The following is an 8302-nucleotide window of genomic DNA, read 5'->3' on the forward strand; positions in this document are numbered from 1 at the left end:
CTCGCCACTCCTGGGAGGACACCATGAGATTCATGCGGATCGGCGCCGTCGGCGCCGAACGACCGGTGCTGTTCGACGGCATCAGCCACTTCGACCTCAGCGGCGTCACGGGCGACATCGACGCGGCGTTTCTCGCCGCGGACCCGGCCGGACGGGTCCGGGCGGCCGGGCCGCTGCCCCGGATCGACGTGACCGGGCAGCGGGTCGGTGCCCCGATCGCCCGGCCCGGCGCGGTGCTGTGCATCGGTCAGAACTACGCCGCGCACGCCGCCGAGTCCGGTGCCGTCCCGCCGGAGCGGCCGATCCTGTTCCACAAGTCACCGAACACCGTGGTCGGCCCGTACGACCCGGTGCTGGTCCCGCGCGGTTCGGTCAAGACCGACTGGGAGGTCGAGCTGGCCGTGGTGATCGGGACGCGGGCCCGCTACCTCGACTCACCGGCGCAGGCGCTGGCCCACGTGGCCGGCTACGCCGTCAGCAACGACGTGACCGAACGGGAATACCAGTTCGCCGACCCGGGCGGGCAGTGGGCCACCGGCAAGTCGTGCGAGACGTTCAACCCGCTCGGCCCGTGGCTGGTCACCCCGGACGACGCCGGTGACCCGCAGGCGCTGCGGTTGCGCTCGTGGGTCAACGGCGAACCCCGGCAGGACTCCCGGACCGCCGACATGATCTTCGGGGTGGCCCACCTGATCTGGCACCTGTCCCAGTTCACCGTGCTGGAACCGGGGGACGTGCTCAACACCGGCACCCCGCAGGGGGTGGCCCTGTCCGGCCGGTTCCCCTACCTGAGCGCCGGTGACGTGCTGGAGACCGAGATCGAGGGACTCGGCCGGCAACGCAACCCGCTCGCGCCGGCGTGAGCGCCCCGGTCGAGTTCCGGCCGGCCACGCCGGCGGACGTGCCCTCACTGCACGCGCTGTGGGCCGAGGCGTTCCCCGGGACGCACGTGGCCGAGCTGCACGCCCGCGACCCCGGCGGCCTGGCGCGTACCTTCCTGGCGGTGCGGGTCGTGACGGTGGTCGCCGCCGTCCACTACCTGCCCCGCCGGATCCGCGACGGCGCCGGCGGGGTGGATCTGGTCGGCGGGGTGGCCAACGTGGCCACCCGGGTAGACGCACGCGGGCAGGGCCACATCCGCCGCCTGCTGGAGCTGGCCGGCGCGGCGATGGCGGCGGACGGCTGCGCCTGGTCGCTGCTGTTCACCGGCACGCCCGGCGTCTACCTGTCCAGCGGCTACCGCCCGTTCACCCTGCGCTACGCCAGCGGCCGGCCGGTGACCGGCACCGCCAGCGTGCCGCCGGGCTGGACGGTCCACGCGCCGGACTCGGTGGACTGGACCGAACTCGCCGGGATACACGCCGCGTTCAACGCCCACCGGCCGCTCAGCACCGTACGCGATGCCGCTGACTGGGCGCTCCGGGTGCCGCTCTGGTACGCCCCGCCCGCCCGGACGCTGGTCGCCCGGCATCGCGGGCGGCCCGTCGGGTACCTGGTCGCGCGTTGGTCCCCCGGGCACGTGCGGGTGGTCGAGGTCGCCGTCCGGCCGGACCGGCCGGACGCTCTGCCCGTCCTGTTCGGTGCCGTGGCCCGGGCCGCCGCCGGCCACGACGTGCGGCGCTGCACGGCCCGGCTGCCCGCCGATCCGGCGATCGTGGCGGCGCTGCCCGCCCTCCTGACCGAGCCGGAGACGGAGTACGACGAGACCGGAATGGTCCGGCCGGTGCACGCGGCGCCCGAACACGTGCGGGCGGTCGTCGAGGCGCCCGACGCCTTCCACTGGCCGGCGGACTACCTGTGACCGCCGCGCCGTGTGACGGTCTGCTGGAGCAGGTCACCGCACCTGTCGCCGGGCACGGGGAGGGGCCGGTGTGGTGTCCCGCCGACCGGCTGCTGCGGTGGGTCGACATGCTGGCCGGGGACATCCTGTCCCTGGACCCGGCGACCGGGACGATCCGCCGCCGGCACGTCGCCCCGGTGGTCGCCGCCGTCCGACCACGATCGGGGGGCGGACTGGTCGCCGCGCTCGAGCGGGGCTTCGCGTTGCTGCGGGACGACTCGGTGGAACTGTTGCCGGAGATCTGGTCAGACCCGTCGGTCCGGATGAACGACGGCGGGTGCGACCCGCGGGGACGCTTCTACTGCGGCTCCATGGCCTACGACGCGACGCCGGGTCGGGCCGCCCTGCACCGGCTCGACCCCGACGGCACGGTCGAGACGGTCCTCACCGGGCTCACCGTCTCCAACGGCCTCGCCTGGACCCGCGACGGCGACAGGGCCTGGTACGTCGACTCGGCGACACGGCGGATCGACGTCTTCGCCGTCGACCCGGCCACCGGCGCGCTGCGGGACCGACGACCGGCGGTGGTGGTGCCGCCCGACGCGGGCACGCCGGACGGCCTGTGCCTCGACGTCGAGGGCGGCGTCTGGGTCGCCCTGTGGGACGGGGGCGCCGTGCACCGCTACGGCCCGGACGGCAGTCTCACCGCCGTGGTGACGCTGCCGGTGCGGCGGCCCACCGCCTGCGCCTTCGGTGGCCCCGACCACGCCGACCTGTACATCACGACCTCCCGTCAGGGACTGCCGGCCGACGACCGGTCCCCGGCGGGGGCGCTGTTCCGGATCCGGCCCCAGGTGCCCGGCTTCCCCGACCACACCTTCGCCGGCTGAAGGGGCGGGCCTCCTGCGGAGGGCGTGGCCGGACACGAAGGCTCGACCGTCATCGTCGGCCTCAACGGCCTACGCCTGCTCGCCTCCTCCGCGTGGCGGCGCGCCCAGGGCCGAAGGGGCGCCGTGAGTCGCCGCGGCCGGGACAGCGGCGCGACAGCCGGTTGCACCGTCACGGTCTGCCGGGGCTGCTGCTGCGGCACCGCGGCCGGGTTCGACCATGCCGGGCAACTGGCCCGGCTGCGGATCCACCCGATCTGCTGGACCTGTACGCGTTCGCCCCGCCCCGTCGCCTCCGGCAGGACCTCCCCTGAGACACCGACGAGCAGTAGCGGGATCGGGTGACGTCAGAGGCCGAACAGAAACAGCACCCCGGCGGCGATCAGACCGACCTCCACGAGGGCGACGAACCGTCGGTCACTGATCCGCCCCACGGTCTTGCTGCCAGCCCAGGCGCCCAGCAGGGTCGCGGGTGTCAGCGCCACCCCGAACAGCAGCACAGTACGGTCGAGCAGCGCGCCGGCGCCGTACGCGGCGATCTTCGAAGCGTGCATGACCAGCGCGCCGGCGGCTTCGGTGCCGATGTAGGCGGCGCGGGTCAACCCGTACGCGAGGAAGAACGGCGCGGTCAGTGGCCCCACCGACCCGAGCAGCGCCGAGCCGAGCCCGGAGCCCGCCCCCACGCCGGCGAACGCCGGGTCGGACGGCCGCCGCGGATGCGGATTGCGTCGCCGCCAGACGACCACCCCGATGAGGAACACCCCCAGCAGCCGCTTCAGTGGCCCCAGCGGGGCGTGGGCCAGCAGCAGTCCGCCCAGGACAGCGGTGGGCACCGCGCCCAGGGCGTACCAGCGCACCAGTCGCCAGTTCACCTCGCGCCGGCTGAACCACACCCGTGAGCCGTTGCTCCACACCTGGGCCAAGGTCAGCATCGGCACCGCCATGCGCAGCCCGAACAGCGCGGTGAACACCGGCAGCAGCAACACGCCGCCGCCGAAACCGGCCACCGCCGACAGCCAGGCCAACGCGAACGCGGCCAACGACGCCACCGCGAGGACACCGACCAGATCCGTCGCCACGCCCCAGCCTCCACCCGTTCGACACCACGAGCTTCGCAACAGTCCCTTCTCGTCAGGCAACCCCCGTTGACCAAGCCTGGCCGTCACGACGCGAGACTCTGCCTGTGCCTATCGGTGCAGCAGACCCCTGTGGGCGCGACGGCGATCGACCCAGATCACGATCGACAGCTAGATTGTGGGGGCTATGGAGCTACCCACTTCGCATTGATGTTGGCCTACGTCACTCTGGCACTGGTCACGCCGGCTTGGCTGTTGCTCGCGGTCTGCGCCGCGGTGCTGCCCTCTTGGGCCTGCTCGTCATGGCGGGCGGGCCTGCTCGTCCTGGCGGGCGAGCAAAGACGAATGAGCGGACCCGATCCGGCCAGACGCCGGAGGCACGCTCAATGGCTGCTGATTGCCGGACCGGTATTGACGGCACTTCCCGCCAGGCACCCCTGCTGGATCAACCGGCCATCCACCCTAGGAATGATCTACCACCATGGACAGCCATGCGCCACCTGAGACATGCACTAACAACAAGTGATGACTTCGATGTTACTTCCGGCTGGATTGTTTGGCGTAATGTCGGGAGTAACATCGCTTTACCCAACTCAGTCAAGCAAGTCAATGTTTGCTCGCTTGGCGAGATCTTCCTCCAAGTGTCATCCGGCACATTTCGACGACTGCTTCCCCGCTTCTTCGTCGTATCTTTTTGTCTCCCCCACCCACCCGGAGAGGCAGGGAGAATGTCCCGGAGACTGCTGAGCGGCCTCGCGCTGATCACCGCGTTGTCCGCGATGACGCTCACCACCGCAGGCGCCGCCCAGGCAAAGCCCGACACATCCCACAAGGGCGTCGTCGGCGTCGTCGCGCAACTGAGCCCCGAGGTCGCCCGCACCGCTCGCGGCACCGGCGTCGACGCCCGCGCCGCCGCGCTGGCCGCCTACTGGACCCCGGATCGGATGCGCGCGGCGCTGCCGGAGAGCGAGATCCCGGCGGTGAAGAACGCTCGCCCCGGCCAGATCACCGGCGCTGCGGCCCGCCCGCAGGGCGCGGCGGGCAGCGTGGCGCCGGCTCCGCCCGTGACCACGCCCCGAGCTGACCTGCCCGACATGGGCACCAACGCCTACGACCCGGCATACCCGGTCGGGCACCCGACCGCCCGGACCACCGGCAAGGTCTTCTTCACGCTCAGCGGCCTCAACTACGTCTGCTCAGCCGCGGTCGTGAACACCGAGGGCAAGTCCTCGGTGTGGAGCGCCGGACACTGCATGACCGGCAACCTCCAGTGGGCCACGAACTGGGCCTTCGTCCCGAACTACGTCAACGGCTCGGCGCCGTACGGCTACTGGTACGCCACGGGGCTCTGGACCACCAGCGCCTGGTACAACAACAACGGCGATTTCGCCAACGACGTCGGCTCGGCGGTCATCGGCCGGGTCAACGGCTGGCGGATCACCGACTACCTCGGCGGCCAGGGCATCACCTGGAACCAGGCGGTCGGCCAGTACGACTACGCCTTCGGATACCCGCAGGCCTCCCCGTTCAACGGGCAGACCCTCTGGGCCGAGAACGGCCCGACCTACGACGGTGGCGGCGGCACCATCTACATGACGAACTACATGACCGGTGGTTCTTCGGGCGGCCCCTGGCTCATGTCGTTCGACGGCAACTGGGGCTACATCAACGGACACAACGACTTCAAGTACAACAACCTCCCGCAGTACATGTATTCGCCGTACTACGGCAACCAGGTGGGGAACCTCTACAACACGGTTCGCAACATCTCCTCCTGATCCTGACGGATCTGCCCGCCGGGTGCGTCGCCACGCGCCCGGCGGGTGCCGTCATGAGACCCAGGCGGAAAGCTTCGCCCGGGGTGACGCCGCGAACGACGCGCGGGGCGGCATGGATGGCGAGCGGCCGGGTCGGCTCCCGATCATCACCCGCCCGACGTACACGGCGGCGTCGGAGCGCCGCGGTCGAGATGACGCACACGCGGCTGGACGCGGCCGAGCCCGTACCAGCGGACGTTCTGCGCATCGAACGGTTCGGGCGGGATCAGCCGCCCGAACCGTTCGGGAGCGAGCCGGTCAGTGACAGCTGGGCCCGTCCGCCGCTGACTCGTACTTGTCATGGTGCTTGAACAGCATGATCCCGGTTCCGACCTCCTGCCGGCCCAGCGGCGTGAAGTCGAGGTAGTTGTACGTGCCGAGCACGATGTCCGGCCCTCGCCCGTACGTGGAATAGGTGTGGAAGACCTTCGAGTCGTCCTGGAAGAAGACGCTCAGCCCGTGCTGCTCACCGCTCATGTGGTGGGTCAGGCCCTCGCGCTCCAGCGTCGCCTTGTCTTTGTAGTTGTACTCAATCGGGGCGACGGACTCGTCCACGGTGACCTTGAAGTCGTAGTTGAAGTCGGTTCCGAAGGAGGACACCCACGGGATCGTCCAGCCCATTCGCGCCTTGAACTTCTCGATCTTCTCCACCGGCGCCCGGGAAACGGCCGCGAACGACGTGTCGCGGGAATGCAGATGCCCGAGGTGCGCCACGTTGTCGACGAGGAACGAACAGCTCACGCAGCCCTCGTCCCAGCTCGGATCGAACATGAAGTGGTACGTGATGAGCTGCCGGCGCCCTTCGAACAGGTCGAGCAGACTCTTCTCACCCGACGCGGACCGAAACCGGTAGTCCTTCTCGACCGGCGTCATCGGCAGGGCCCGCCGAGCTGCCGAGACTTCGTCCCGTGCGTCGGTGAGCGCCTTCTCCTTGGCGAGCAACTCTATTCGCGCGCGCAGCCAGTCCTCACGGGACACGATCTGCGGACCACTCATCCGGTCTTCTCCTCCCATGCGGGGTCGGCGACCCGGCCGAACGGGCTCTCTGCCCGGATCGCGTCGCCGCTCGGCGCGTCGAACCGCTCCTGGGCCATCGGCGTCGCCGCGAACCTGGGCGCCACGGCCGGAAGCGCGATCCGGCATGACGCAGGCACGATCACCAGCGACTGGCCGAGGGCGTTCAGGCTCGCCCTTCTGACCCGGCACGCCGACCCCTCGGGCTCACCACGGAACGCGGCCCGCAACTAGGCGTCGTTTTATGCTGATCAATGCTCACCGGGGAAAGATAGTACGGGCCGGTACCCTCATCTTCTTCTGCATTGCTCAATCCGACCTTCGCCGAACGGGAGCCGCGCGGACGTGGGCTCCCGTTCTCGCAGATCAGCCAGGAATGCCGTCAGCTACTGAACGACAGCCGCCGGCTGTTCGTCAATGTCGGAGTGGCCGGTGCTGGCGATCTGTGCTTTCGGGCCCGCTGTGGACGTGTGGCTGGGTCTGCACCGGCGGTACGGCCAGGCCGGGAAACTGGGCGACAGTGATGGGTGCCGACCGTACGGCCGGCACCCACCCGGAGACCAGTCGGTCAGGCGGTCATCACCAGGTAGTTCTCCAGCACCCCGATGCTCGGCCTGGGACACCGAGAACGTCGTCGAGCCGAAGGCCGGCACCGGGATCACGCACTCCTTGGTCCTCGCCGGCGTGCCCGGCGGCATGTCCACACTGGTCCAGGCCGCGGCCGCGCCGTAGACGCTGCACCGGTACGCGAAGCGCACGTTGCCCCCCGTGTCGCCCTGCCGCAGCACGTAGCGCACGGTGTGCGGCACAACGGTGTTGTTGGTGATCCGCCCGGTGTTGGTCTCCACCACACCCCAGTTGGCCAGGTTGCCGGTGGTGCCGTCACTGTTGCGGCGGGTCGAGCTCGAACGGGTTGATCTCGGTGCGGGCGAAGCTGTTCGACGACAGCGGCGTCCAGACCGAGAGCTTGTCGTTGCCGATGGCGGCCGGCTTACGGGACGGGGTGGCGTTGGTGGTCCACCGGTCGCGGGTGACCCCGCCGTAGCTGACCGGGATGTTCTGGTTCAGCGCGGTCGTGGCGTCCAGGAGGCGGCAGCCCGGGCGGCGGCGTCCACCAGGAGCCGGCCGGCGTCGGTCGGCACGCAGCTCCGCGGGGTCCGCACGAGCAGCGGTGTGCCGAGCTGTCGCTCCAGGCGGGCGATCCGTCGGGACAGGGCGGGCCGGGTCCGGCCGAGCGCCGCTGCCGCCGCTGTGATCGACCCGTGCCGCGCCGCCGCTCGCAGCGCGCGCAGATCCTGCCAGTCCTCGAAAGAGAGTTAACACCTTCGATGTACGCGACGCCCGGACGGACCGGCGGCGTCGTCCGCGTGCACGTGGCCCAGGTCCGTGGCGGAAGGAACGCCTTCACCAGCCGTACGTGAGGAGAGGTGAGCAGCCGCCGTGGATGGTCTCGGACGAGTTGTGGGCCGAACTCGCGCCGCTGCTGCCAGCCCACCCCCGAGGCGGAGTCGGTATCCGGGGCGCAAGCCGCTGGACGACCGGAAGGTGCTGGGTGGGATGGTGTTCGTGCCGACACCGCGGTTCCGTGGGAGCACCTGCCACCGGAGGGGGTCGGCTCGGCGATGACCTGCTGGCGCAGGTCACGGGACTGGAACGACGCCGGCGGCATCCCCCTCGCGGTCACGCTGACCGGCGGTTACAGGCACGACTCCACCCACCGGTGGAGCA

The 8302-nt window shown here is 70.6% G+C and carries 9 protein-coding genes and 1 pseudogene; 5 read left to right on the forward strand and 5 right to left on the reverse strand.

Features of this window, described 5'->3' with window-relative positions:
• Positions 1 to 23: 23 nt before the first annotated feature.
• From VKK44_RS16375 to VKK44_RS16385, 3 genes are read left to right on the forward strand one after another with little or no spacing between them, the layout of a single operon-like run.
• Positions 24 to 863 carry a fumarylacetoacetate hydrolase family protein gene (locus tag VKK44_RS16375; RefSeq protein ID WP_343441965.1) on the forward strand — a complete coding sequence of 280 codons (840 nt, stop codon included), beginning with the start codon at positions 24 to 26 and terminating at the stop codon, positions 861 to 863.
• Entirely contained in the window at positions 860 to 1801 is a 942-nt protein-coding gene (locus VKK44_RS16380) for a GNAT family N-acetyltransferase (RefSeq protein WP_343441966.1), read from the forward strand. The genes VKK44_RS16375 and VKK44_RS16380 overlap by 4 nt, the downstream gene beginning before the upstream one ends.
• Entirely contained in the window at positions 1798 to 2670 is an 873-nt protein-coding gene (locus tag VKK44_RS16385) for an SMP-30/gluconolactonase/LRE family protein (RefSeq protein WP_343441967.1), read from the forward strand. Before VKK44_RS16380 ends, VKK44_RS16385 begins: the two co-directional genes overlap by 4 nt.
• Positions 2671 to 3014: 344 nt before the next feature.
• On the opposite strand, the gene VKK44_RS16390 is transcribed toward VKK44_RS16385, so the two are convergent.
• Positions 3015 to 3746: a sulfite exporter TauE/SafE family protein gene (locus tag VKK44_RS16390; protein WP_343441968.1), complete on the reverse strand. Its 732-nt coding sequence runs from the start codon at positions 3744 to 3746 to the stop codon at positions 3015 to 3017.
• 725 nt (positions 3747 to 4471) lie between these two features.
• Between VKK44_RS16390 and VKK44_RS16395 the strand changes: the two genes are divergently transcribed.
• A complete protein-coding gene (locus VKK44_RS16395; protein ID WP_343441969.1) occupies positions 4472 to 5521 on the forward strand; it encodes a trypsin-like serine peptidase in 1050 nt (349 codons plus the stop codon).
• A gap of 297 nt (positions 5522 to 5818) precedes the next feature.
• Here the strand turns inward: VKK44_RS16395 and VKK44_RS16400 are convergent, their stop codons facing one another.
• The 4 genes from VKK44_RS16400 to VKK44_RS31000 form a co-directional block, all read right to left on the reverse strand.
• A complete protein-coding gene (locus VKK44_RS16400; protein ID WP_343441970.1) occupies positions 5819 to 6556 on the reverse strand; it encodes a DUF899 domain-containing protein in 738 nt (245 codons plus the stop codon).
• A complete protein-coding gene (locus VKK44_RS16405) occupies positions 6553 to 6681 on the reverse strand; it encodes a hypothetical protein (protein ID WP_343441971.1) in 129 nt (42 codons plus the stop codon). The genes VKK44_RS16400 and VKK44_RS16405 overlap by 4 nt, the downstream gene beginning before the upstream one ends.
• 279 nt (positions 6682 to 6960) lie before the next feature.
• On the reverse strand, positions 6961 to 7422 hold the full coding sequence (locus tag VKK44_RS16410; protein ID WP_343441972.1) for a hypothetical protein: 462 nt from the start codon (positions 7420 to 7422) through the stop codon (positions 6961 to 6963).
• A 216-nt stretch (positions 7423 to 7638) separates the two neighbouring features.
• The gene (locus VKK44_RS31000; RefSeq protein WP_458351672.1) at positions 7639 to 7866 is read right to left on the reverse strand and encodes a helix-turn-helix domain-containing protein; all 228 of its coding nucleotides are present in this window, start codon (positions 7864 to 7866) and stop codon (positions 7639 to 7641) included.
• 152 nt (positions 7867 to 8018) lie between these two features.
• Between VKK44_RS31000 and VKK44_RS16415 the strand changes: the two are divergent.
• A pseudogene (locus tag VKK44_RS16415) lies at positions 8019 to 8289 on the forward strand (transposase); the annotation flags it as partial.
• Positions 8290 to 8302: the final 13 nt, after the last annotated feature.

The sequence above is a fragment of the Micromonospora sp. DSM 45708 genome (assembly GCF_039566955.1).
GTDB lineage: Bacteria > Actinomycetota > Actinomycetes > Mycobacteriales > Micromonosporaceae > Micromonospora.

Bases quoted from the DNA above. Each gene is read 5' to 3' on its own strand.
- VKK44_RS16375 (WP_343441965.1), top strand. From the start codon at position 24: ATGAGATTCATGCGGATCGGCGCCGTCGGCGCCGAACGACCGGTGCTG.
- VKK44_RS16395 (WP_343441969.1), top strand. From the start codon at position 4,472: ATGTCCCGGAGACTGCTGAGCGGCCTCGCGCTGATCACCGCGTTGTCC.
- VKK44_RS16400 (WP_343441970.1), bottom strand. From the start codon at position 6,556: ATGAGTGGTCCGCAGATCGTGTCCCGTGAGGACTGGCTGCGCGCGCGA.